Genomic DNA, 21,476 nt, shown 5'->3' on the forward strand with positions numbered 1-21,476 from the left:
CCGCGAGAGCGTCACGCGGCGGCCACCCCCGCCACCTCCTCCGCCCGCACACCGGCGGCCTCCGCCCCTGCCCCCTCCGCCCCTGCCCCTTCCGCCTCATCGCTCCGCAACCGCCGCCCCAGCACCGCGTAACCGACCGCGGCCACCGTGCCCACCACCGCGCTCGCCGCCCACAGCGTGGCCGCCCCGAAGCGGTCGATCACCGCGCCGCCCGCCAGCGGCGCGGTCAGCGAGGCGAGCGACCACGCCAGCACGTGCATCCCCTGGTAGCGGCCCCGCCCCTGGGCCGGTGAGAGCCGGGCCACCAGCCCCATCTGGGTCGGCGAGCTGATGATCTCGCCGAGCGTCCAGACGGCCACGGCCAGCGCGTACATGCCCACCGACCCGGCGAAGGCGGTCAGCCCGAACCCGTACCCGGTCAGCAGCGCGGCCACGACCAGCAGCCGCGCCGGGTCCCGGTGCTCGATGAACCGCGTGACCGGGATCTGGAGTACTACGATCAGCACCCCGTTGGTCGCGATCGCCAGCCCGAAGTCCGCGCTGGACAACCCGTCCGCGCCCATCGCCACCGGCAGCGCGACGTAGCCCTGCTGGAAGAGGGTCGCGACGAGGTACGTCAGCGCCACCACGGCCATGAACCGCCGGTCCCGCAGCACGGTCCCGAGCCCGACCGACTTTCCGTCCGCCCCACGCCCCGGACTCTGCCCCTCCGGCCGGGACTCCGGCAGCTTCACGAAGACGATCAGCGCGGTCAGCAGCGTCATCCCCGCGTCGGCCAGGAACAGCGTGAGATAGCCGTGCCGTGCGATCAGCCCCGCCGCCGTCGCGGAGAAGGCGAAGCCCAGGTTGATGGCCCAGTAGTTGAGCGAGAACGCCCGCACCCGGTCCTCGGGAGCGACGATGTCGGCCATCATCGCCTGCACCGCGGGCCGCGACGCGCTGGTGGCCATGCCCACCAGGCACGCCATGACCGCGATCGCCACCGGATCCCGTACGAAGCCCAGCACGGCCACCGTGACCGCCGTCGACACCTGCGCCACCAGCAGCGTCGGCCGCCGCCCCAGCCGGTCGGTGAGCACCCCCGCGACCACTGCCGACACCACTCCGCCCAGCCCGTGCAGCGCCCCCACCAGCCCGGCGAACGTCGCCGAGTACCCCCGCTCGACGGTCAGGTACATGGCAAGGAACGTCGCCACGAACCCGCCCAGCCGATTCACCAGCGTGGACGTCCACAGCCACCAGAACGCCCGGGGCAACCCCGACACGCTCCCCTTCGCGGCCTCTCTCAACCGAGCGACGGACATCCCGAACCCCCCGTGACTGCGCATCCCCATGTAAGAGGTGCTAGCGGCATACGCACATTACCGATCCCCGTCCCCGGGCCGCCACTCAATTGATCAGGTCCGTCAAACGACCCCCTCGGACCGGTCCAGTAGGCTCGACCGCATGGCCGACGCACCGTACAAGCTGATCCTCCTCCGCCACGGCGAGAGCGAGTGGAACGCGAAGAACCTGTTCACCGGCTGGGTGGACGTGAACCTCAACGAAAAGGGCGAGAAGGAGGCAGTCCGCGGCGGTGAGCTGCTGAGCGACGCCGGCCTGCTCCCCGACGTGGTCCACACCTCCGTCCAGAAGCGCGCGATCCGCACCGCGCAGCTCGCCCTGGAGGCCGCCGACCGCCACTGGATCCCCGTCGCCCGCAGCTGGCGCCTCAACGAGCGCCACTACGGTGCCCTCCAGGGCAAGGACAAGGCCCAGACCCTCGCCGAGTTCGGCGAGGAGCAGTTCATGCTGTGGCGCCGCTCGTACGACACCCCGCCGCCCCCGCTCGAGGACGGCGCCGAGTGGTCCCAGAGCGCCGACCCGCGCTACGCCACCATCCCCCCGGAGCTGCGCCCCCGCACCGAGTGCCTCAAGGACGTCGTCGTCCGCATGCTCCCGTACTGGTACGACGCCATCGTCCCCGACCTCCTCACCGGCCGCACCGTCCTCGTCGCCGCCCACGGCAACTCCCTGCGCGCCCTGGTCAAGCACCTCGACGGCATCTCCGACGCCGACATCGCGGGCCTCAACATCCCCACCGGCATCCCGCTCTCCTACGAGCTCGACGCCGCCTTCCGCCCCACCAACCCGGGCGGCACCTACCTCGACCCGGACGCCGCGAAGGCGGCCATCGAGGCGGTCAAGAACCAGGGCAAGAAGAAGTAGCCCTTGTGATCACGCCCCCGACCCGCACGTATGGCGCGGATCGGGGGCATTCTCACAGCCGGGCCACTGTGGGCATTGCGCGGTCAGCGGCTGGCGTACGTGTAGGCCAGCAGCGCAACCGGCATCGCCGCGCACAGCACCAGGCAGATCGCCCATGCGGGCACTCCGAAGAAGCGGGTGCCGTTGTCGTCCTCATGCGGCTCGCCTCCGGCACACGCCGCGTCCTGGCACATGTGCACACTGCGGATCTTCATGGTCACCGTCTCCGAGTCCAGATGAGAGCGGTCACGAGGGTAGCGGCTAACGCGCCCGCCGCCGGACCGACGACCATGCAGCCGCTCGACCCGCCGGCCACGCCCTGATCGCCGCCCGGGGGCGGCTCGCGGTGACGGCCGGTGTCGTTGTTCTTGCTGTGCTTGCCCTTGCTGAGGCCAGATGCTTTGTCCTGGTACTCGCTGTAGTCGCTCACGGTGCCTCCGGGGGGATGCCGAGGAGTGACGTTGACCCTCCCTGTGGCCGATGGAAGTCCAGCAGCCGATCAGAGGGAGCGAGGGAGCGGACTGCTGTCGGCGCGTCCGGCCCGGGACTCAGGCGCGGTGGCCCGCTCGGTTCACGGGGCCGTGGCGGCCACCCCCTGTCACCCCTCCCCGCATCTCGGGGGAACCTCAGGCCGGCACCTGCCAGTCGAGGGGGATGTCCCAGTTCTCCATGCTGACCCGGATGGGCTGTATCACCTCATCCAGCCGCTCCCGCCGGAGTTCCTGGGTGTAGGGCTGGCCGAGGAGATCCGATGTGGTGACGCTGAGCGCGCGAGCGCAGGTGGCGATCAGCGATGGCGAGGCGGGCTTCTGGCCGCATTCGACCTTGGACAGCAGCGACTTCGAGACGTTGGCGCGCATCGCCAGACCCTGCTGCGTCAGACCACGCTCGCGACGAGTGCGTGCGATCCGTGCACCGGTGTGTTCCTCAATGCTCTGCGGCATGCTGAACTCCGTTCTGCCCTGGACACCCAGAACGGTACCCGCGGCCGACCCGGCGGGGACGGCTGAACAGCCCCGTTCCGGTAGAAGCCAGCGCGCTGCCTTGACCGACAAAGCCCCTCCCGTGGCCGAAGGCCGTACGAGGGGCACACCGGGACCGGACAGCAGTGAGTTACAACCTTCTCTACTGGTTCAAGGCGGCTCGCTCCGCTCACCGCGCGCGGCCCGGCCCCCGGCCGTGCCTGCGCTCCTGTCTCCACCCCGCTCCACGGCTTTAGGCGCCACTTTGGGGCGAGCCTCACTCGCCCCAAAGCAGCTCCAGCCCAAAGCCGCTGCGCCGCCCGCGTGGGTCCTGCTCGGCTGGGAGGGCCCTGGGGTGGGCTGGCAGTGTAGGTGAGTTGTCATCTCGGTGCGCGGAATTCGGCAAATCCTGTAGGCCAAACACAGTGTGACCTTTCCCGCTCAACTCGGAATTGCGAACTTACAGTGGCTCAGATCACAGTGGTGTCGACATGAAAGAGCCCACCCCATGCTGCACAGGCTTCCCGGCGAGGGCAGTAGGGGTGGGCGGTGCACCTAGCTAGGAGGCGCTGAGATGAGTGTGTCCCCAACGAACCCGTCAATGTCAATCGTCCGCCCCGACACGTGGGTCGTCGTTCTGATCATCGTGGTGATTTGGGCCCGGTTTGACCAAGTTCAAGGCATCCTGGAGAGCCTGATCACCCTGAGTTCCATCGCGATCGTCCGGCGCGCCATGTGTGCCAACGTGGGCACGCCACTGGCCGAGGCGCGTTCGTAGAGCCGCTGTAGTACAGCAGCGCAGCTCTGAGGGACTGACCGGCAACCTGTGTGACCCCTGATGCCGATGTCTTTTGAGCTACGGATCGGAAGGCCGCATCATGACACGGCACTGCACTTTCGGGCCGTGTCTGGGCCGTCCGAGGTCACTCGGCAGCGACCAACGACGACCGACGAGGACCGCCCGGTCAGGCCCTACATGGCTCTCACCAGCAAAAACCCAGCTCCTCAAGATCCTCGGCAAGAAGGGCAAGAAGAAGTAGCCCTTCTGATCACGCCCCCGACCCGCGCGTATGGCGCGGATCGGGGGCATTTTCGCATCAGCTCATCGAGCTGCTCGCCTCACCGGAGGTGTACCTCGGTGGCCCTCGACCGCGTGATGAGTTCGAACGCGAGGTGCCCGAGATATCCGAGCGCTCGATGCGCCTCGCGGCAAAGCTGGGGTTCACCGAGGTGGAGCGGTACGAGGACAATGGCGCCGAGCAGTGGTTCGACGTGTGGTCCCCGGTCACGCGGTCCGCTTGAGGTCCTGCGGCAGGAGGGCTCGGCCGCGCGGGCGGCGTTGTGGTTGGGCGACAGCGTGCCCCGGACCGTCGCCGACGTGCGCGGTAGCATCCGCACCCTGCTCACCACATGACGAGGAAGACTCGATGACGACGATCTCCGTGACCGGGCACATGGACCTCACCGACGAGTCGGTCCCGCTGGTGCGAGCCGAATTGGACAAGGTCCTCGCGGCCTACGAGCCCTCCGGGCTGGTCGGCGTGTCATGCATCGCGAAGGGCAGCGACAGCCTGTTCGCCGAGGCGGTCCTGGCGGCCGGCGGACGCCTGGCCGTGGTGATTCCGTCGCAGGATTACCGGCAGGCGAAGGTGAAGCCGGACCACGCCGAGACCTTCGACCGGCTCGTGGAGGCGGCTGACGAGGTTCTTGTGATGCCGCACGAGACGGCGAACCGTCAGGCGTACGAAGGGGCGAACGCGGTGCTGCTGGACCGCGCCGACCGCCTGGTGGCGGTGTGGAACGGACAGCCACCCTCCGGCAAGGGCGGCGGCACAGCGGACGTGGTGCGCCAGGCGCGCGAGGCAGACATCCCTGTGGATGTCATCTGGCCGGATGGAGCGTCCCGCCGGGCATAACGAAAGCCCCCTCCGTTCTCCAACGTCGGTGGGAAGACCGAGAACCGTCCCTACCGCTGCCCCTGCTGCGGATTACGAGAGCTGTCCCGTCTGTTTCTGGGAGGACGACGGACAGGACGATCACGATGCTGATGAGGTCCGTGGTGGCCCCAACCGCGGACTAAGCCTCACCGAGGCGCGACCGAACTTCCACGCCATGGGAGCCTGTGACGAGCGGTGTATCTGACATCACCAGCTGCCGCAGACGCAGACGCAGACCATGAACGGGGGCGGCCAGTCTCGTCGATGGAGGCTTCCTTCGCGTATCCGGCCCGCTACGGGCCCCTCGAAACAAGCGGCAGAGTAACCTGGCCGGACAGGCCGTGTGTATCTCCACGGGTGAGTCCCGCCAGTCGACCAGCGGGTCGTGAAGGACTCCGTCAGGCACACGGGCAGGTAGCTCAAACTCCCGCGTAGACGCGGAAGGTCCGGTCCATGGAATAGGGGCCATGGACCGGACCTGTCACGCGGGTCGTGGGCCCGGCCGAACATAGGGCGGTCGGGCCCACATCAGTGAGCCCCCCGATCGGCGGGTCCTTCGGTACCGGTCAGCGGAGAAACAGTCCGATACACCGCGCGATGGCAGTCACGGCAGCCGAGACGGCGACCACCGCTCGCAGCCAATCCGACTCGGAACGGTCCCGGCGCAGCCTACGACCTTGCTTTGATCGTGCCATCAGCTTGACTCCTCATCTCGATGTGATCTCTGAAGACCCGCCCCCTGGGAGCGGGGGAGTGTGTCGAGATGAGACGGCCAAGCCCCCGCATCGTAGCGCGACTTGCTGACAGCGGGGCCATATGGGAGCAATTCGAAGGGCCCAGAAGCGACCGATGGCAAGCGAGGTGACCGACTTCAAGAAGAAGTGACACTGTTGTGGAGTGGTAGCGGTGCGGCGAAGGCCCGCCCGCGTACCACAGGACGGCACACGGACGGGCAACAGGGCGATGCGTTATGGGGCCGTCGTAGCGCGGGCCTGCCGGGCCGCGTGGCGTGGGTCGTTGCCGATCGTGCACGGCTGGCCGGTCTGGCAGTCGGCGCAGTTCGCGGCGTGGGAGAGGAACTGGCTCCAGGGCGTTGTCCGAGCAGGGTGGTTGTCGCCGCAGGCAGCGGCACGTCCGCACGTGGGTCGGGTCCGGCTTGATGCTCATCGGGCGTCCTCTTGCTGGTGGTTGCGGCGCAGCGCGGTGGCCTCGGTGAACGGGTCACCCTGCGGCGGGAAGCCGGCGGCGCAACGGCCTGGGCAGGCGTAGATCGTGCGGCCTCCCACGCTCGCGCCGTGCTCGATCGCGACGACGACCGGGTTGCTGGTCCGCTTGTCGCAGCGCGCGCAGACCCGGGACGTCACGAGGCGTCCTCGGTGAGGGCGACGGCCGGCGCCTTGTACGGAAGTGCCGGGTCGGTCAGGTCGCGGGTGAACGGGACCCGCCAGTACGTCCCGGGGCCGGATGTCCGGTCCGTGGGACACCGAGGTAGGTGGTGACGCCCTTCGTCTCGCCGAGGACATGGACCCGCCGCAGATTCCATGACGCGGCGCCGCCGGGGGCGGTGAGCCAGTAGAAGGTGTTGCAGCGGTCCTGGATGACCGCGCCGGACTGGTCGCCGATGATGTTCGGACAGTGACGCACCGTCCTGGACCTTCCGGACGGTAGGACGCAGCGCCCTACCCGGCCAGGTGGAGCCGGTCGGCGGGCTGGGTCACCGGAGAGGTGCGGCGGCGCTCAGGGCCGCGCAGTTCGGCCACGAGGTGGCGTGTGGTCCCGTGGTACCTCATCCATTCCCGGGCGTCCTGCTCGGTCCTCAACAGGGCTCGGGTGGCCGAGTCGTCCTGCCGGAGTTCGAAGTACGCGAGGGCGCGGTCCACATGGAACCTGGCCCGCCAGGTGGGGGGTGGGGGAGCGACCCGATGTCCGGCACCGTCCGCGCCGCGGCGATCGCACCAGCGTTGGTGGGACTGAACGGCGTGGCGTAGTCGAGCCGATCGGTTCCGATGCTCGCCGCGGCACCCGGCGACAGCCGCAGCAGTTCCTCCACCCTGTCGTACTTGCTCTCGCCCTGCCGCACGACCGCCGTGGCCGCGCGGAGGAGCAAGGTCCCCCATAGCGACAGCTCGACCGGCCGTGAGTGGAAGCCGGGGTCCATCCGGTCGGCGTGCGTCAGGGCGACCCGCTCGGCGTCCTCCAGCCGCCCCTGCCTGGTGAAGATCCACGCCAGGGTGGAGGCGCCGATGGACGCCAAGTGGGGGTCGTCGGAGCGTCCGGCGGCTTCGACGGCGCGCTCCATGGCCGTGAACGCGGCGTCTTCCCTGCCCAACGCCGTGAGCGTGGTCGCCGCCACCTGGTACGCCTCGGCGAGCACCGCATACGCGGCCGCTTGGTCACCACCATGATGCCCGCGAGCGGCGGCGCGGGCGTCTCGGATGAGCTGGGGCAGCAGAGCACGCCGCCGGCCGATCCGATCGCCGATGCTCTCGCTCCGGTACCGCATGTACACCCCCGCCCCGGTGGATGGTCCATCCACGCTACGCCGCGGGCAGTGCCCGCCGCCTACGAGTCGTTCACCCGTCGGGGGTACGAAGCCCGGCCCCTACGCCGCGGGCCAGTCGTCGGGGCCGCCGCCCTGCCAGTCGATCAGGTTCGGGTCGTCGATGGGGGCGGCTTCGTCCGTCAGGCCCGCGCGGGTCAGGAGGCGGCGGAGTTCGTCCGGGTCGACCACGACTCCCACGTCCTCGCCGTCGACCCGTACGCGACGGCGGCCGTCGAGGGGTTCCTCGACGACCACGCGGGGGCGGGCAGGGGTCTCATCGCTCATAGGACCAGATTCGCCGCAGTGGCCGCCGCCCGCACCTCGGGCGGCAAAGCCGCACCTCGGGCGGCGGACAGGACGGGGCCCGGGACCGAATCGTTCGGTCCCGGGCCCCGGTCGTTCGTGGCCGCGCCGCCGCGTCAGCCGCAGTTGCCGCCGCACGAGCAGGAGCCGCCGGACTGGCAGCCGCAGCCGCAGCCCGAGCCGCAGCCGCAGGCGCCGACGGGGTGGGTGGGGTGGGGTTCGGGACGGGTGATGTCCGCCATGAGTCGTCTCCTCGGAAGGGAACACCTGCTGCTCATGGTCCCGGTCCACGGCCCGCCCACAGGGGCGCATCGACGGCGCGCGGAGGCACGCCGCCGTGATGCCGCCGCGTCCGCCTCAGGCCTCGTGGGTGGTCGCCGCGCCGATCTCGTCCGCGTGCTCACCGGTGACCAGGTAGATGACGCGCTTGGCCACCGACACCGCGTGGTCCGCGAACCGCTCGTAGTAGCGGCCCAGCAGGGTGACGTCGACGGCCGTCTCGATGCCGTGCTTCCAGCGGTCGTCCATCAGGTGCTGGAAGAGGGTGCGGTGCAGCAGGTCCATCGCGTCGTCGTCCTGCTCCAGCTGCGAGGCGAGGTCGACGTCCTTGGTGATGATGACCTCGGCCGCCTTCGCCATCAGCCGCTGCGCCAGCTGGCCCATCTCCAGGATGGTGGCGTGCAGGTCGTGCGGTACGGCGTTGGCCGGGAAGCGGAGCCGGGTGAGCTTGGCGACGTGCTGCGCCAGGTCACCGGAGCGTTCGAGGTCGGCGCTCATGCGCAGGCTGGTGACGACGATCCGCAGATCGGTGGCGACCGGCTGCTGCCGGGCGAGCAGCGCTATCGCGCGGTTCTCCAGGTCGCGCTGGAGGTCGTCGACCTTCTCATCGGCGGCTATGACGCTCTCGGCGAGCTTCAGGTCCGCGTCCAGGATGGATGTGGTGGCGCGGCCGATGGCGGAACCGACGAGCCGGGCCATATCGACCAGGCCCTCCCCGATCGAATCCAGCTCCTCGTGGTACGCGTCGCGCATCACTGACCTTCTCTCACTGACTCTCGCTGACGGATCTTCGTGGACTCGTGTGACCCACCCTGCCACGTTCGGATCGGAACGCGTCCGGCTCGGCGCCCCTCGGTTAACCGCCCCGGACGTCGAGGTGAACTCTCGGTAACGTCCCCCACGCCACCCCGTGCGGCGGCCGGTCGGCGCGGCGCCGGGAGTGAACCGGCGCCAACCCACCGGTGAACTCTCGGCAACGTCTGTTCGAGGGAGCCCGTGCGGGGCTGTGGAGGCCGCTCCCCGCCCGCATAACCTTGGACGCATGAACGTGAACGCGGCGATCGCCGCAGTGGCGGCGCTCGCCGGGTTGTGCACCGGTGTCATCGCCATGCTGGCGTTCCGATGGAGCGAGCGCGAACAGGCGAAGCCTACGCGCTCATCGCTGCACACCGATGCCGCCCTGCCGCCCGGCGTGGACACCGTGCTCTCGGTACTGCGTTCCTCGGCCGTCGTCCTCGACGAGGCGGACGCCGTCGTCAAGGCCAGCTCGGCCGCGTACGCGCTGGGGCTGGTGCGCGGCGGCAAGCTCGCCGTCGAACCGATGCTGGCCATGGCCCGCGACACGCGGCGGGACGGCGAGATACGGCAGATCGAGCTGGACCTGCCGCGGCGCGGCACCGGCCGGGGCGACGCCCTCGCCGTGTCCGCCAGAGTGGCTCCGCTGGGCTCCCGGCTGGTCCTGCTGCTGGTCGAGGACCTCACCGAGGCCCGCCGGATCGAGGCCGTACGGCGCGACTTCGTCGCGAACGTCAGCCATGAGCTGAAGACCCCGGTCGGCGCGCTCTCCCTGCTCTCCGAGGCCGTCATGGACGCGTCGGACGACCCGGAGGCGGTCAGCCGCTTCGCGGGCCGGATGCAGGTCGAGGCGACCCGGCTGTCCAGCCTCGTCCAGGAGCTGATCGACCTCTCCCGGGTCCAGAACGACGACCCGCTGGAGGACGCCGAGCCGGTCCGGGTGGACGAGCTGGTCGCCGAGGCCATCGACCGCTGCCGCCACCAGGCGGGCACCAAGCAGATCACGATGGCCGCCGGCGGCACCGCCGATCTGCGGGTGTGGGGCAATCGCGGCCAGCTGGCCGCCGCCCTCGGCAACCTCGTCGAGAACGCGGTCAACTACAGCCCGGCCCGCACCCGCGTCGGCATCGCGGCCCGCCGCATCCCCGCGACGGGCGGCGATCTGATCGAGGTCGCCGTCACCGACCAGGGCATCGGCATCTCCACGACGGATCGTGAGCGGATCTTCGAGCGGTTCTACCGGGTCGACCCGGCCCGCTCGCGGCAGACCGGCGGGACCGGCCTCGGTCTCGCCATCGTCAAGCACGTGGCCGCCTCGCACGGCGGGGAGGTCACGGTGTGGAGCGCCGAGGGACAGGGCTCCACGTTCACCCTGAGGCTCCCGGAGGCCGGTGCGGCGCGGGACCGGGATCGCACGGCCGGCGGGCCGGGCGAGCCGTACGATTCAGGATCCGACCTCGATGGGGAGGACGGCGACCGACCGTACGAGACCTTCACCAACGATCAACTTTCTGCCCCGGAGGTCCTTCCGTGACCCGAGTTCTGGTCGTCGAGGACGAGGAATCGTTCAGCGACGCGCTGTCGTACATGCTCCGCAAGGAGGGATTCGAGGTCGCCATCGCGGCAACGGGACCCGATGGGCTCGACGAGTTCGAGCGGAACGGCGCCGATCTGGTGCTGCTCGACCTGATGCTGCCGGGACTGCCCGGTACGGAGGTGTGCCGCCAGCTGCGCGGCCGCTCCAACGTCCCGGTGATCATGGTCACTGCCAAGGACAGCGAGATCGACAAGGTCGTCGGCCTGGAAATAGGTGCCGACGACTACGTGACCAAGCCCTTCTCGTCGCGTGAGCTGGTGGCCCGGATCCGGGCCGTCCTGCGCCGCCGCGGCGAGCCGGAGGAGGTCACGCCCGCGGCCCTGGAGGCGGGCCCGGTCCGGATGGACGTGGACCGGCACGTGGTCACGGTCGGCGGCGGCAAGGTGGACCTCCCGCTGAAGGAGTTCGACCTGCTGGAGATGCTGCTGCGCAACGCGGGCCGGGTGCTGACCCGGATGCAGCTGATCGACCGGGTGTGGGGCGCGGACTACGTGGGCGATACGAAGACGCTCGACGTCCACGTCAAGCGGCTGCGAGCCAAGATCGAGCCGGACCCGGGGGCGCCGCGCTATCTGGTGACGGTGCGCGGCCTGGGCTACAAGTTCGAGCCGTAAACCGAACGATCCCCGGCCCGCTGAAGGCCGCCGAGGGCCGCCGAAGCCCGTGAGGCCCCCGAGGCCCCCGGGGCCGTTCGGTGCGAGGTGCGCACGGTGCAGGGGAACCCGGCACGGTCACGTGCCCGCTGACGACGCGAAGGCGGCCCCGGATCTCCGGGGCCGCCCTCGCGTGTGCTCAGTGCGGGCTCAGCGCGGGCTCAGTGGTTCGGCGTCGGCTCGCCGGAAGCGATGCCGTTGCTCTGGCCGCCCGGCTTGTTGCTCGCCTCGCCGGACGGCTTGTCGCCCGGCTTGCTTCCGCCCGGCTTCGTGGTCCCGCCCGGCGTCCCGGAGGCCGTACCGCCCGGCGTGCCCGACGGGGCCGGGGCCGGCACCTTGGACGGGCCCCAGCCCTCGAAGTAGCTCGTCGCGGGCACGACGAAGGCCGTGATCGGCACGTCGCCGGTCGAGCTGAGATCGAAGACGACCCGCTGGGCGTCGCCGTCCTTGGCGGCCTCGCGGCCGTCGGCGAGAACGGCGGAGGCGTTGCCCTTGCCGCCGAGGATGACGGAGCCGCCGGCGGGGACGACGACCTTGCCCGCGGCCTTGCCGGCCGGGTGCAGCTTGGCCTTCGCGCCGTGCGCTTCGGGCAGCGTGATGGCCGTGAGCGTCTCGTCCCGGTCGCCGTTGTTGAAGATCCGGGCCGTGATGACGGCCGGGCCCTTCGCCGTCCGGTCCGGCTGGGTCACCACGCTGGCGTTCTGGATCTTGATGTCTCCGACGGACGTCGCGGCGTTGTCGGGCTTGACCTCCAGCGTCTGCGCGTCGTTCCCGGCTCCGCAGGCGGAGAGCGGGGCGACCGAGACCACGATGGCGGCTGCGGCGAGGGCGCCGCGTCGAAGGCTGCTGCTCACGGCGGCGGCATCTCCTAGGACGAGGTAAAAGGTGGACCAGCGCGCTTAGGTTACCGATCCGCCCTTCCGGCTCCGCACCCGACCCGCCTCCCGGGCGACGCGGCCGTCCCGTATGCCCCTCACCGCGCTTCCGCGACGACCCTCCCGACCACCCTGAATATCGGTTCGGTGACAGATCGGGGAGATTATCGGTAAGGAATCCGTGGACGTCCGAAGAATTGATCACGCACTTGACCACGGATGTCTCACAGGCATGATCAGCACGGCCGTGATCAATTCGGGAATCGGGGCCGGATCTGTCGCTCCTCGGCCGAACGGAGTAGCGGAAGTCCATCGACCGGACTCCGGCAAAACGGGACGTACGGCCACCCGCATGATGCTCTCGGGGTACGTAACGCGCCGGTTTCGCGCCGCCCGGACAACCGCTCCCACCTGCGAATACCCGGTTCCGCCCACCGTGCCCAGCACGTCCCAGCCGCTGTTGTCAAGCCCCGAGATATGCCCTGACCTGCGAAAACGCCATTCAGAAGAAGGCGTTCACGTGTTACCCTGGATAGCCACGGAAGGGGTACCTGTCACATGACGTTCAAGGTAGGCGACACCGTGGTCTATCCCCATCACGGGGCCGCGCTGATCGAGGCCATCGAAACTCGTCAGATCAAAGGCGTGGACAAGACCTACTTGGTGCTGAAGGTCGCTCAGGGTGACCTGACGGTTCGTGTACCGGCGGACAATGCGGAGTTCGTCGGTGTGCGTGATGTGGTCGGCCAGGACGGGCTGGACCGAGTCTTCGAGGTGCTGCGCGCACCGTATGCGGAAGAGCCCACGAACTGGTCCCGTCGCTACAAGGCAAATCTTGAGAAGCTCGCCTCCGGTGATGTGATCAAGGTTGCCGAGGTCGTGCGTGACCTGTGGCGCCGAGAGCGGGAGCGCGGACTGTCCGCCGGCGAGAAGCGCATGCTCGCCAAGGCGCGCCAGATCCTCGTGAGCGAGCTCGCCCTCGCCGAGAACACCAATGAAGACAAGGCCGAGGCCCTGCTGGATGAGGTACTCGCGTCCTGACGCATAGATGCCGCGGTGCCCGAGTGATGCAGACCTGCTCCCTGTAAGTCTGTTCGCCGGGCGCTGCGGCATGTTCGCACACAGGCACCTCAGCCCACCACATCCAAGCCCATGGCGCAAGACCGCTTGTGGTGTCGCTGTTGTGTTGCAAAGTGTGCCGGGCCCGGGCAGCTGGCTCGACCAGTCGTCACGGAAGGGGCCGGTCGGGGCATCGCGCCCGGCACGCTGTGGCCATACCCATTTCGGCCGAGGAAGCAAACCTGAACGCCAACTCAATGTCCGTAACCCCGCCTGCCGGCGACCCCGGGCGTCCTGCCCGCACCGCCGCCGTGATCCCCGCAGCGGGTCGTGGCGTGCGGCTGGGCCCGGGCGCCCCCAAGGCGCTGCGCCCGCTGAGCGGTACGCCGATGCTCGTCCACGCCGTTCGGGCGATGGCCGGATCCCGCGCCGTTTCCCTGGTGGTCGTGGTCGCCCCGCCGGACGGTGCCGACGAGGTCCGCAGACTGCTCGACGCGTACCCGCTCACCGGGACCACGGAGGTCGTCGTCGTCCCCGGCGGTGAGACCCGCCAGGAGTCGGTGCGCCTGGGCCTGGCCGCCGTCCCCGACACCGTCACGACGGTGCTGGTGCACGACGCGGCGCGCCCGCTCGTTCCCGTGGACACCGTGGACGCGGTCGTCGCCGCCGTACGGGACGGTTCGCCCGCCGTCGTTCCGGCCCTGCCGGTCACCGACACCGTCAAGCGGGTCGAGCCGCGCACCGGCGACCGGGCCGGTGAGCCCGAGCCGGTGGTCGGCACCCCCGAGCGCGCCCTGCTGCGCGCCGTGCAGACCCCGCAGGGCTTCGACCGGGCCACGCTCGCCGCCGCGCACGAGAAGATCGTCCTGGAGGGCGACGGCGCGACGGACGACGCGGGCATGGTCGAGCGGATGGGCGTCGAGGTCGTGGTCGTGCCCGGCCACGAGGAGGCGTTCAAGGTGACCCGGCCCCTGGATCTGGTGCTGGCCGAGGCGGTTCTCGCGCGCAGGAGGGCGAACGATGGCTTCTGACGCTCAGGCGGCGCTCCCCCTGGTGGGCATCGGCACGGATGTGCACGCCTTCGAGGAGGGCCGCGAGCTGTGGTGCGCCGGTCTGCTGTGGGAGGGCGAGGCGTACGGCCTGGCCGGGCACTCCGACGGTGACGTGGCCGCTCACGCCGCCTGTGACGCGCTCTTCTCCGCCGCGGGACTCGGCGACCTCGGCGCCCACTTCGGCACCGACCGCCCCGAGTGGTCCGGCGCGTCCGGGGTGACGCTGCTGGCGGAGGCGGCCCGGATCGTGCGGGCGGCCGGTTTCGAGATCGGCAATGTGGCGATCCAGGTGATCGGAGTCCGCCCCAAGATCGGCAAGCGCCGCGACGAGGCGGTGAAGGCGCTCTCGTCGGCGATCGACGCCCCGGTCTCGGTGTCCGGTACGACGACGGACGGGCTGGGCCTGACCGGCCGGGCGGAGGGTCTGGCGGCGGTGGCGACCGCGCTGGTGGTGCGGCGTTGAGTCTCCGCCGTACGGGCCGTTCCGCGTCCGGAACCGAAATGCCCTGACGGTGTGTGGGGTACGGATCGGGTAACCCCTACCCCATCCGTACCACCACCCGGCCGTACCACCACCCGGCCGTACCACCGCCCGGCCGGCGCGAGGAAAGGAAGCACCCCGTGACCACCACACTCTCCGAGGACCTCAAACGCGTCCTCGACACCCGCGTCTTCGTCATCATCGGCACCACCCAGCCCGACGGCAGCCCTCAGCTGTCACCGGTGTGGGTGAAGCGCGACGGCGACGAGCTGCTGTTCTCGACCACCATGGGCCGGCGGAAGCAGAAGAACATCGACCGCGACCCCCGTGTCACGGTCCTGGTCCAGCCCGCGGACGCGCCGTACACGTACGCCGAGATCCGCGGCACGGCGAGCTACACCACCGACGGCGGCCAGGACCTGATCGACGAGCTGTCGCTGAAGTACGCGGGCAAGAGGTACGCCGAGTTCAACCCGGCCGCCGACCAGGACGGTGAGCGCATCGTCGTGCGGATCGCTCCCCGCAAGGTCGTCGGCAGCCTCTGAGGGGGCGTGCCACGGAGAAGCAAGCGTCACGGAGAAGTGTCACGCTTCTGTGTCCCCGCGGCCGACGGGTCGCGGGGCACTGCCGGGTTCCGACTACCCTTGACGCGTGACTATTCGCCTGTACGACACCGGTGCCCGGCAGATCCGTGACTTCTCCCCGCTCACGCCGGGCTGCGTCTCGATCTACCTGTGCGGCGCGACCGTGCAGGCTGCCCCGCACATCGGGCACATCAGGTCGGGGCTCAACTTCGACATCATGCGCCGCTGGTTCGCGTACCGCGGGTATGGCGTCACGTTCGTCCGTAATGTCACAGACATCGACGACAAGATCATCGCCAAGTCGGCCGACCAGGGCCGCCCGTGGTGGTCGATCGGCTACGCGAACGAGCGCGCCTTCACCAGCGCGTACGACGTCCTCGGCTGCCTGCCGCCGACCTATGAGCCGCGGGCGACCGGTCACATCCCCGAGATGATCGAGATGATGCGGGGCCTGATCGACCGGGGTCACGCCTACGCGGCCGAGGGCAACGTCTACTTCGACGTGCGCTCGTACCCCGAGTACCTCCGGCTCTCCAACCAGGATCTGGACGGGCTGCGCCAGCCCAGTGGCGAGGGCGAGACCGGTAAGCGCGATCCGCGCGACTTCGCCATGTGGAAGGCGGCCAAGCCCGGCGAGCCGAGCTGGGAGACCCCCTGGGGGCGCGGCCGCCCCGGATGGCACCTGGAGTGCTCGGCGATGGCGCACAAGTACCTGGGCAGCGCCTTCGACATCCACGGCGGCGGCGTCGACCTGATCTTCCCGCACCACGAGAACGAGATCGCGCAGGCCAAGGGGTTCGGCGACGACTTCGCCACGTACTGGGTGCACAACGCGTGGGTCACCATGAGCGGCGAGAAGATGAGCAAGTCGCTCGGCAACTCGGTGCTGGTCTCGGAGATGGTCAAGCGCTGGCGCCCCATCGTGCTCCGCTACTACCTGGGCACCCCGCACTACCGCTCCATGATCGAGTACAGCGAGGAGGCGCTGCGCGAGGCGGAGTCCGCCTTCGCGCGCATCGAGGGCTTCATCCAGCGAGTCGTGGAGAAGGCCGGGCACGTCGAGCCGGCGGCCGATGTGCCGCCCGCCTTCGCGGAGGCGATGGACGACGACCTCGGGGTGCCGCAGGCGCTCGCGGTCGTCCACACCACCGTCCGCCAGGGCAACTCGGCCCTCACCGCCGACGACAAGGAGGCGGCCGTCGCGCGGCTGGCCGAGCTGCGCGCCATGCTCGGTGTGCTGGGCCTGGACCCGCTCGACGAGCACTGGTCGGGCGGTTCGGACCGGGGCGAGGATCTGCACGGCGTGGTCGACTCGCTCGTACGGCTGGTCCTGGAGCAGCGGCAGGCCGCGCGCGGCCGCAAGGACTACGCGACGGCGGACGCGATCCGCGACCAGCTGCAGCAGTCCGGGCTGGTCATCGAGGACACCCCGTCCGGCCCGCGCTGGGAGCTGGGCACCCGCTGACCTCGTCCTTCGTGGGCCGTTGTGCCGCCCGCCGAGCCGGGCGGCACACTGGTGACCGAATATGTGACCGTAGACCGTAGATGCGTGTGGCGTTCGACGTTTGCCGTTTGCCGAGCAGCGCTGAGCAGTGAAGAGATGGGTGACATTCATGGCCGGCAACAGCCAGCGCAGGAACCGCCGTACCAGCAACAAGAAGGGCGCGACGGTCGGCAGCGGCGGCAAGCGGCGCCGGGGCCTGGAGGGCAAGGGCCCGACCCCGCCCGCCGAGGCGCGCAAGGGGCACGCCAAGCAGCGCATCGCCAACGCCCGTACCCGGCAGGCCGCCAAGCGCCCGGCCCCGCGCCGCGGCGGTGCCAAGGGCACGAACGAGCTGGTGGTGGGCCGTAACCCGGTGGTCGAGGCGCTGCGCGAGGGCGTCCCGGCGAACACGCTGTACGTGCAGCAGTTCATCGACAGCGACGACCGGGTGCGCGAGGCGCTGAAGATCGCCTCCGACCGCGGTGGCATCCACCTCATGGAGGCCCCGAAGGCCGAGCTGGACCGGATGACGAACGGGCTCAACCACCAGGGCCTCGTCCTCCAGGTCCCGCCGTACGACTACGCCCACCCCGAGGACCTGAGCGCGGCCGCCTTCGACGAGGGCGAGGACCCGCTGATCGTCGCCCTCGACGGCGTCACCGACCCGCGCAACCTGGGCGCCGTGGTGCGGTCCGTCTCCGCCTTCGGTGGCCACGGCGTGGTCGTACCGGAGCGGCGCGCGGCCGGGATGACCGCCGGCGCCTGGAAGACCTCCGCCGGCACCGCCGCCCGCACCCCGGTGGCGCGCGCCACCAACCTGACCCGGGCGCTGGAGTCCTACCAGAAGGCGGGCCTCACGGTCGTCGGCCTCGCGGCGGACGGCGAGACGGAACTGCAGGACCTGGAGGCGCTGGACGGCCCGGTCGTGATCGTCGTCGGCAGCGAGGGCAAGGGACTGTCCCGACTGGTCGGCGAGACCTGCGACTTCCGGGTCCGCATCCCGATGCCGGGCGGCGCGGAGTCGCTCAACGCGGGTGTCGCGGCGGGCGTGGTGCTGTACGAGGCGTCGCGGCGCCGGTCGTAACGGCGTGGCCGGCCTCGCCCCGCCCGTGTTCCGCTGTGATCGGGCGAGGCGGGCGTGCGTCGGGCGGTGTGAGGCGTACGCCGGGCGAGACGGGGCGTGTGTCGGGCGGTGTGAGTCGTACGTCGGGCGAGACGGGGCGTGTGTCGGGCGGTGTGTGAGGCGTACGCCGGGCGGTGAGTCGTGTGTCGGGCGGTGTGAGTCGTACGTCGGGCGAGACGGGGCGTGTGTCGGGCGGTGTGTGAGGCGTACGCCGGGCGGTGAGTCGTGTGTCGGGCGGTGTGAGTCGTACGCCGGGGGCGGTGAGGCGTGTGTCGGGCGAGGCGGGGCGTACGTCCCCGCCAGTCCCCACCCCGGACGATCTTGACGGTCCCCCGACAGATCACACCGTCCCCGGCAGTGTCTTTCCCGCCGGTCACTCGGTTAGTTGAGCGTGGAGACCAGAAAATTCCGCACGCCCCTGGCGGGACGCGCGCCGGGATTCGACGACGAACCGCAGCTGACCATGGCCAAGGTGCCGTGTGATCCTGCGAAGGTCGCCGTCAATCCCCCCAGCTTCCGGGTGCACCTCGCCTCCCCGGTCGTGAGCAGCGCGCTGGCGGACACGGCCCGGCACGCCGGTATCGGGACCGGGGCCGTGCCCCGGCGCCGCCCGCCCGTGGTGTGGAGCGGCCGCACCCGGCCCGGCGGGGACACGGCGGCGACCCGACTGCTGCAGGCCGTGCGGTACTCCGAAACCGTGGACGGCCCCGAGGACGTGGGCACCACGCAGGTGCTGCCGCGGGTCACCTTCGACGACGGCCCGCCCACGGTCATCGGGCCGCGCAGCCCGCGCCGGGACCCGGCGCCGGAGAACGGGCGGCCGCCGAGGCCGGGAGAGACCGGACGCCCGCCGAGGCCGCGGGAGTCGGACGCCACGCACCGCACCGGCCCGACGCCACGCGTCCCCCGGCCCCACGCGGCCCAGCCGACCCGCCGGATGCCGCAGCCGGCCCACCGAACTCCCCACCCCCACCGGACTCCCCAGGTCCCGCGACCCCGGCGCCCCTCCGACCAGGTGCGGCACGCGTACTACCCCGACCGCCGGATGAACCTGGGCGTCGTCCTCCTCCCGCTCCGCGTCTTCCTCGGCTTCATCTCCGTCTACGCGGGCATGGGCAAGCTCTCCGACCCGGTGTACTTCGACGGCGGCGAGCGCGGCTCGATGGTCACCTGGCTGCGGTCCCTGCACCCCTGGCCGATCGCCGAGCCACTGCGCGACCTCGCCCTGGAACATCCGGTGGGCGCCGGGCTGACCGTGGCGTTCCTGCAGATCGTGGTCGGCGTGCTCACCATCCTCGGGCTGTGGCAGCGGCTCGCGGCCTGCGTCGGCGCGGTGCTGTCCGCCGCGCTGATCCTCACCGTGAGCTGGCGCACCGTCCCCGTCTACGACGCCCCCGACATCATCTACCTCGCCGCCTGGAGCCCGCTGATCATCGCGGGTGCCCCCGTCTACTCGGCCGACGCCCGCCTCGCGGGCGAGGCCTGGCGGCGGCTCGGCCCGCGCGTCGAACTCTGGGCGCTGCGGCGGCGGGTGCTGCGCCGGGGCACCGTCATGGCGATGGTGGTGGCAGGGCTCACCCTGCTGCTCGGCTCGATGATCGGCGGCGCCGTACGGTCCTCGGAGACGGTGCGCGCGCCCGAGCCGCGCGAGGTGCCGAGGAACAGCCTCCCCGGCTCGCCGCTGCCCCGGAAGCCCGAGACCAGCCCGCGCGGCGGGGTGGGCGGCGCGGTGGACACCCCCGGAACCCCCTCGCACCGCGCCCCGTTGGGCCGTACGACCCCCTCCGCCTCCCCGTCGGCGTCCGCCACCTCGGGCAGCCCCAGCGCGACGGGCCCGGCGAGCGGCTCCGGCAGCCCCGGTCAGGCGCGGCGCGGCCACCGTACGGCCCCCCGTACCCCGAACCGGCCCGCCGCCCCGATGACGACCCCGGGCGGTCCGGACCTCGACGGCACGGGCGCCGCGGGGCTGGGCGGTACGAGTTCGGAGGGCGGCGGCCTGGGCGGTGGCGCCCCGGCGGCCGGCTCCTACGACGAGGGCGAACCGGCCCAGGAGGAGGCGGCGTTGGGCGGCCTCCTCGGCTGACGGCCGTACGCCGCGTACGGGGAAGGGCCCTCCGCGCGGAGGGCCCTTCCCCGTACCTGCGGGCTCAATCGTGCAGCGGCTTGACCGGTGTTGACTCCAGCGAGCCGCGACCGGTCGGGGGAGGGCCGGCGGAGAGTTCCTTGGCGGCCTCGGTGAGGTCCTTGGCGGTGTCGATGGCCCGCCAGTACGCCCCGTGGGGCAGCGGAAACCCGGCCAGCCGCCGCTCCCGGGCGAGCCGCGGGAACGTCGTCCGCTCGTGGTCGCCGCGCCCCGGCAGCAGGCCGGTGAAGGTGGCGGAGAAGACGTACACGCCCGCGTTGATGAGGTACGGGGAGGGCGGCGACTCGATGAAGTCGAGGACGTGACCGAACTCGTCCGTCTCCACCGCCCCCCAGGGGATGCGCGGCCGGGCCAGCGCGAGCGTCGCGACGGCGTCGCGCTCATGGTGGAAGTCGGCCATCTCGCGCAGCGAGAAGCGGGTCCAGATGTCGCCGTTGGTGGCGTACCAGGGCTCATCGAGGTGAGGGAGCCGGGCGGCGGCGAACTTCAGGCCACCGCCGCGGCCGAGCGGTTCCTTCTCGACGACGGTCGTCACGCGCAGCGGCAGCTCCGCCGACTCCAGCCAGTCCTGGAGGACGGCCGCGAGATGGCCGCAGGAGACGACGGCGTCGGTGACCCCCTCGGCGGCCAGCCAGGCCAGCTGATGGCCGATGATCGGGGTCCCGGTACCCGGGATCTCGACCATCGGCTTGGGACGGTCGTCGGTGTACGGACGCAGCCGCGAGCCCTGGCCTCCGGCCAGGACGACGGCCTGTGTGGGGCGCGGGGGGTGCGGATGGTGAGCGTGGTGCCCCGGCCTGTGGAGGTCATCGGTCATGGATCGCACCATATGCGGTGGCGCGGTGACCGCACGGGGAGTGGAGCCGGGTGTGGCCGACGGGGGTGTGGTGCGTGGTGGTGTGGTGCGCGGTGATCTGATGCCCGGCGGTCTGGTCAGCGGTACGCCTGGGTGATGCCGGACGCGAACGAGGTGTCGCAGACGGGACGGGCGTAGGCCTGCGCCTGCTTCGTCCCCCCGTACTTGGCGACCGCGGCGCGGCCGAGCGCACGGGCGATGTCCGCGCAGTGCCTGGCCAGCGAGGGCCGTTCGTTTGTGGCGACCTGGAGGTGGGTGAGGGCCACCGCCGGATCCTTCTCCTGCAACTCCGCGAGCAGCCGGTCGCGCAGCAGCTCGTGCGGTGCGCGGTGGACGGCGCGGGTGGAGGCGCGGTCGGAGGAGGCGGTGAGGATCTGCGACTCGGCGCTCGGCGAGGCCCACGGGACGCGGGTGACGGCGAGCGTTCCGGAGAGGACGAGCACGACGGGGAGGACGAGCGCGAGGGTTCTGCCGATACGGCGGGCTACGGTGTTCACGGGAGGGA

General features: G+C 70.9%; 27 protein-coding genes and 1 pseudogene. 15 read left to right on the forward strand and 13 right to left on the reverse strand.

The genetic code is table 11. The annotated features are described in order from the left end of the window. Nucleotides 1–11 precede the first annotated feature (11 nt). A complete protein-coding gene (locus ASC60_RS03575) occupies nt 12–1,304 on the reverse strand; it encodes an MFS transporter (protein ID WP_055546514.1) in 1,293 nt (430 codons plus the stop codon). A 142-nt stretch (nt 1,305–1,446) separates the two neighbouring features. On the opposite strand from ASC60_RS03575, the gene ASC60_RS03580 reads away from it, so the two are divergent. Then, complete coding sequence (locus ASC60_RS03580) at nt 1,447–2,208, forward strand: phosphoglyceromutase (protein WP_055546516.1); 762 nt, start codon at nt 1,447–1,449, stop codon at nt 2,206–2,208. Between the two features lie 83 nt (nt 2,209–2,291). Here the strand turns inward: ASC60_RS03580 and ASC60_RS41460 are convergent, their stop codons facing one another. From ASC60_RS41460 to ASC60_RS03590, 3 genes are all read right to left on the reverse strand, one after another. Further along, nucleotides 2,292–2,462, reverse strand: coding sequence for a hypothetical protein (locus tag ASC60_RS41460; RefSeq protein ID WP_159043197.1), 171 nt, complete (start codon nt 2,460–2,462; stop codon nt 2,292–2,294). A gap of 2 nt (nt 2,463–2,464) precedes the next feature. After that, the gene (locus ASC60_RS03585; RefSeq protein ID WP_055546518.1) at nt 2,465–2,677 is read right to left on the reverse strand and encodes a hypothetical protein; all 213 of its coding nucleotides are present in this window, start codon (nt 2,675–2,677) and stop codon (nt 2,465–2,467) included. 196 nt (nt 2,678–2,873) lie between these two features. Then, entirely contained in the window at nt 2,874–3,191 is a 318-nt protein-coding gene (locus tag ASC60_RS03590; RefSeq protein ID WP_055546520.1) for a helix-turn-helix domain-containing protein, read from the reverse strand. A 619-nt stretch (nt 3,192–3,810) separates the two neighbouring features. On the opposite strand from ASC60_RS03590, the gene ASC60_RS41465 reads away from it, so the two are divergent. From ASC60_RS41465 to ASC60_RS38760, 4 genes and pseudogenes are all read left to right on the forward strand, one after another. Continuing rightward, nucleotides 3,811–3,987, forward strand: a complete 177-nt coding sequence (locus tag ASC60_RS41465) for a hypothetical protein (RefSeq protein WP_159043198.1) — start codon at nt 3,811–3,813, stop codon at nt 3,985–3,987. A gap of 326 nt (nt 3,988–4,313) precedes the next feature. Next, nucleotides 4,314–4,511: pseudogene (locus ASC60_RS42030) on the forward strand (hypothetical protein); the annotation flags it as partial. A 125-nt stretch (nt 4,512–4,636) separates the two neighbouring features. Next, the gene (locus ASC60_RS03595; protein ID WP_055546522.1) at nt 4,637–5,125 is read left to right on the forward strand and encodes a hypothetical protein; all 489 of its coding nucleotides are present in this window, start codon (nt 4,637–4,639) and stop codon (nt 5,123–5,125) included. Then, entirely contained in the window at nt 5,103–5,351 is a 249-nt protein-coding gene (locus ASC60_RS38760) for a CPCC family cysteine-rich protein (RefSeq protein WP_079038128.1), read from the forward strand. The genes ASC60_RS03595 and ASC60_RS38760 overlap by 23 nt, the downstream gene beginning before the upstream one ends. A gap of 958 nt (nt 5,352–6,309) precedes the next feature. On the opposite strand, the gene ASC60_RS03600 is transcribed toward ASC60_RS38760, so the two are convergent. The 6 genes from ASC60_RS03600 to phoU all read right to left on the reverse strand — a co-directional run bounded on the left by ASC60_RS03600 (nt 6,310) and on the right by phoU (nt 9,023). Continuing rightward, a complete protein-coding gene (locus ASC60_RS03600; RefSeq protein WP_055546524.1) occupies nt 6,310–6,510 on the reverse strand; it encodes a hypothetical protein in 201 nt (66 codons plus the stop codon). A gap of 55 nt (nt 6,511–6,565) precedes the next feature. Further along, entirely contained in the window at nt 6,566–6,790 is a 225-nt protein-coding gene (locus ASC60_RS03605) for a hypothetical protein (protein WP_055546526.1), read from the reverse strand. Between the two features lie 172 nt (nt 6,791–6,962). Continuing rightward, on the reverse strand, nt 6,963–7,649 hold the full coding sequence (locus ASC60_RS03610) for a hypothetical protein (RefSeq protein ID WP_234356760.1): 687 nt from the start codon (nt 7,647–7,649) through the stop codon (nt 6,963–6,965). Between the two features lie 99 nt (nt 7,650–7,748). After that, complete coding sequence (locus ASC60_RS03615) at nt 7,749–7,973, reverse strand: hypothetical protein (protein ID WP_055546530.1); 225 nt, start codon at nt 7,971–7,973, stop codon at nt 7,749–7,751. 134 nt (nt 7,974–8,107) lie between these two features. Beyond that, nucleotides 8,108–8,233: a hypothetical protein gene (locus ASC60_RS43665; protein ID WP_267892774.1), complete on the reverse strand. Its 126-nt coding sequence runs from the start codon at nt 8,231–8,233 to the stop codon at nt 8,108–8,110. A gap of 115 nt (nt 8,234–8,348) precedes the next feature. Continuing rightward, complete coding sequence (gene phoU / locus ASC60_RS03620; protein ID WP_055546531.1) at nt 8,349–9,023, reverse strand: phosphate signaling complex protein PhoU; 675 nt, start codon at nt 9,021–9,023, stop codon at nt 8,349–8,351. A gap of 289 nt (nt 9,024–9,312) precedes the next feature. Between phoU and ASC60_RS03625 the strand changes: the two genes are divergently transcribed. Beyond that, complete coding sequence (locus tag ASC60_RS03625) at nt 9,313–10,599, forward strand: cell wall metabolism sensor histidine kinase WalK (protein WP_055546533.1); 1,287 nt, start codon at nt 9,313–9,315, stop codon at nt 10,597–10,599. Beyond that, on the forward strand, nt 10,596–11,276 hold the full coding sequence (locus tag ASC60_RS03630; RefSeq protein ID WP_037795450.1) for a response regulator transcription factor: 681 nt from the start codon (nt 10,596–10,598) through the stop codon (nt 11,274–11,276). The genes ASC60_RS03625 and ASC60_RS03630 overlap by 4 nt, the downstream gene beginning before the upstream one ends. Nucleotides 11,277–11,476: 200 nt before the next feature. On the opposite strand, the gene ASC60_RS03635 is transcribed toward ASC60_RS03630, so the two are convergent. Next, nucleotides 11,477–12,169, reverse strand: coding sequence for a hypothetical protein (locus ASC60_RS03635; protein WP_055546535.1), 693 nt, complete (start codon nt 12,167–12,169; stop codon nt 11,477–11,479). Nucleotides 12,170–12,748: 579 nt separating this feature from the next. Between ASC60_RS03635 and ASC60_RS03640 the strand changes: the two genes are divergently transcribed. The 7 genes from ASC60_RS03640 to ASC60_RS03670 all read left to right on the forward strand — a co-directional run bounded on the left by ASC60_RS03640 (nt 12,749) and on the right by ASC60_RS03670 (nt 20,055). Further along, nucleotides 12,749–13,231, forward strand: coding sequence for a CarD family transcriptional regulator (locus ASC60_RS03640; protein ID WP_003953493.1), 483 nt, complete (start codon nt 12,749–12,751; stop codon nt 13,229–13,231). 275 nt (nt 13,232–13,506) lie between these two features. Further along, nucleotides 13,507–14,280 carry a 2-C-methyl-D-erythritol 4-phosphate cytidylyltransferase gene (gene ispD / locus ASC60_RS03645; protein ID WP_055546537.1) on the forward strand — a complete coding sequence of 258 codons (774 nt, stop codon included), beginning with the start codon at nt 13,507–13,509 and terminating at the stop codon, nt 14,278–14,280. Further along, nucleotides 14,270–14,764 carry a 2-C-methyl-D-erythritol 2,4-cyclodiphosphate synthase gene (ispF, locus tag ASC60_RS03650; RefSeq protein ID WP_055546539.1) on the forward strand — a complete coding sequence of 165 codons (495 nt, stop codon included), beginning with the start codon at nt 14,270–14,272 and terminating at the stop codon, nt 14,762–14,764. Before ispD ends, ispF begins: the two co-directional genes overlap by 11 nt. 158 nt (nt 14,765–14,922) lie before the next feature. Further along, nucleotides 14,923–15,327, forward strand: a complete 405-nt coding sequence (locus ASC60_RS03655; protein ID WP_055546541.1) for a PPOX class F420-dependent oxidoreductase — start codon at nt 14,923–14,925, stop codon at nt 15,325–15,327. 106 nt (nt 15,328–15,433) lie between these two features. Next, on the forward strand, nt 15,434–16,831 hold the full coding sequence (gene cysS, locus ASC60_RS03660; RefSeq protein WP_055546543.1) for a cysteine--tRNA ligase: 1,398 nt from the start codon (nt 15,434–15,436) through the stop codon (nt 16,829–16,831). 148 nt (nt 16,832–16,979) lie between these two features. After that, nucleotides 16,980–17,933: a 23S rRNA (guanosine(2251)-2'-O)-methyltransferase RlmB gene (gene rlmB / locus ASC60_RS03665; protein ID WP_055546545.1), complete on the forward strand. Its 954-nt coding sequence runs from the start codon at nt 16,980–16,982 to the stop codon at nt 17,931–17,933. Nucleotides 17,934–18,363: 430 nt separating this feature from the next. Continuing rightward, complete coding sequence (locus ASC60_RS03670; RefSeq protein WP_370592866.1) at nt 18,364–20,055, forward strand: DoxX family membrane protein; 1,692 nt, start codon at nt 18,364–18,366, stop codon at nt 20,053–20,055. Between the two features lie 64 nt (nt 20,056–20,119). Here ASC60_RS03670 and ASC60_RS03675 read toward each other — a convergent pair whose 3' ends face one another. After that, on the reverse strand, nt 20,120–20,932 hold the full coding sequence (locus tag ASC60_RS03675; protein WP_055546547.1) for a nucleotidyltransferase family protein: 813 nt from the start codon (nt 20,930–20,932) through the stop codon (nt 20,120–20,122). Here ASC60_RS03675 and ASC60_RS42600 point away from each other — a divergent pair. Next, nucleotides 20,931–21,068 (forward strand): hypothetical protein, encoded by a 138-nt coding sequence (locus tag ASC60_RS42600; protein ID WP_234356761.1) that lies wholly within the window; start codon nt 20,931–20,933, stop codon nt 21,066–21,068. The two genes, ASC60_RS03675 and ASC60_RS42600, sit on opposite strands and share 2 nt — an antisense overlap. Here ASC60_RS42600 and ASC60_RS03680 read toward each other — a convergent pair. Then, nucleotides 21,049–21,468 (reverse strand): hypothetical protein, encoded by a 420-nt coding sequence (locus ASC60_RS03680; protein ID WP_055546549.1) that lies wholly within the window; start codon nt 21,466–21,468, stop codon nt 21,049–21,051. The two genes, ASC60_RS42600 and ASC60_RS03680, sit on opposite strands and share 20 nt — an antisense overlap. Nucleotides 21,469–21,476: the final 8 nt, after the last annotated feature.

The sequence above is a fragment of the Streptomyces sp. NBRC 110028 genome (genome assembly GCF_001417735.1).
Lineage (GTDB): Bacteria > Actinomycetota > Actinomycetes > Streptomycetales > Streptomycetaceae > Streptomyces.

Excerpts from the sequence above, each read along its gene's own strand:
- ASC60_RS03575 (WP_055546514.1), bottom strand. The coding sequence starts at position 1,304 with ATGTCCGTCGCTCGGTTGAGAGAGGCCGCGAAGGGGAGCGTGTCGGGG.
- ASC60_RS03580 (WP_055546516.1), top strand. The coding sequence starts at position 1,447 with ATGGCCGACGCACCGTACAAGCTGATCCTCCTCCGCCACGGCGAGAGC.
- ASC60_RS41460 (WP_159043197.1), bottom strand. The coding sequence starts at position 2,462 with ATGAAGATCCGCAGTGTGCACATGTGCCAGGACGCGGCGTGTGCCGGA.
- ASC60_RS03590 (WP_055546520.1), bottom strand. The coding sequence starts at position 3,191 with ATGCCGCAGAGCATTGAGGAACACACCGGTGCACGGATCGCACGCACT.
- ASC60_RS41465 (WP_159043198.1), top strand. The coding sequence starts at position 3,811 with ATGTCAATCGTCCGCCCCGACACGTGGGTCGTCGTTCTGATCATCGTG.
- ASC60_RS03595 (WP_055546522.1), top strand. The coding sequence starts at position 4,637 with ATGACGACGATCTCCGTGACCGGGCACATGGACCTCACCGACGAGTCG.
- ASC60_RS38760 (WP_079038128.1), top strand. The coding sequence starts at position 5,103 with ATGGAGCGTCCCGCCGGGCATAACGAAAGCCCCCTCCGTTCTCCAACG.
- ASC60_RS03610 (WP_234356760.1), bottom strand. The coding sequence starts at position 7,649 with ATGCGGTACCGGAGCGAGAGCATCGGCGATCGGATCGGCCGGCGGCGT.
- ASC60_RS03615 (WP_055546530.1), bottom strand. The coding sequence starts at position 7,973 with ATGAGCGATGAGACCCCTGCCCGCCCCCGCGTGGTCGTCGAGGAACCC.
- ASC60_RS43665 (WP_267892774.1), bottom strand. The coding sequence starts at position 8,233 with ATGGCGGACATCACCCGTCCCGAACCCCACCCCACCCACCCCGTCGGC.
- phoU (WP_055546531.1), bottom strand. The coding sequence starts at position 9,023 with ATGCGCGACGCGTACCACGAGGAGCTGGATTCGATCGGGGAGGGCCTG.
- ASC60_RS03625 (WP_055546533.1), top strand. The coding sequence starts at position 9,313 with ATGAACGTGAACGCGGCGATCGCCGCAGTGGCGGCGCTCGCCGGGTTG.
- ASC60_RS03640 (WP_003953493.1), top strand. The coding sequence starts at position 12,749 with ATGACGTTCAAGGTAGGCGACACCGTGGTCTATCCCCATCACGGGGCC.
- ispD (WP_055546537.1), top strand. The coding sequence starts at position 13,507 with ATGTCCGTAACCCCGCCTGCCGGCGACCCCGGGCGTCCTGCCCGCACC.
- ispF (WP_055546539.1), top strand. The coding sequence starts at position 14,270 with ATGGCTTCTGACGCTCAGGCGGCGCTCCCCCTGGTGGGCATCGGCACG.
- rlmB (WP_055546545.1), top strand. The coding sequence starts at position 16,980 with ATGGCCGGCAACAGCCAGCGCAGGAACCGCCGTACCAGCAACAAGAAG.
- ASC60_RS42600 (WP_234356761.1), top strand. The coding sequence starts at position 20,931 with ATGGATCGCACCATATGCGGTGGCGCGGTGACCGCACGGGGAGTGGAG.
- ASC60_RS03675 (WP_055546547.1), bottom strand. The coding sequence starts at position 20,932 with ATGACCGATGACCTCCACAGGCCGGGGCACCACGCTCACCATCCGCAC.